Origin of the sequence: Stenotrophomonas sp. SrG (genome assembly GCF_050031795.1) — a bacterium.
GTDB lineage: Bacteria > Pseudomonadota > Gammaproteobacteria > Xanthomonadales > Xanthomonadaceae > Stenotrophomonas > Stenotrophomonas rhizophila_A.
Window position 1 is genome coordinate 1 of the sequence record NZ_JBNBBE010001144.1, and the last position, 239, is coordinate 239.

General features: G+C 71.5%; 1 pseudogene. It reads right to left on the reverse strand.

The window, feature by feature from the left end:
- A pseudogene (locus ACQG3P_RS23060) lies at positions 1-144 on the reverse strand (MBL fold metallo-hydrolase); the annotation flags it as partial.
- Positions 145-239 lie beyond the last annotated feature (95 nt).

Genomic DNA, 239 nt, shown 5'->3' on the forward strand with positions numbered 1-239 from the left:
CACGACATCCATCGCCAACACCAGCGCCACCGCCCCAACGACGAGTGGGCAGCCGTGCGGCTGGGCCGGTTACTGGTACAGCACGCACATCGACGCCACCGGGCAGCGATGGCGGTCGGGGCGTCCGTCGCACTGGCGGCCGATGTCACCCCTGTCGCTGATACACATCGGGCGCTCCCGACGAGTCCTCGCGTGTGTAGATCTCGGGGGGCGCCGGCGCCTGCGAGACGGGGGGGGGG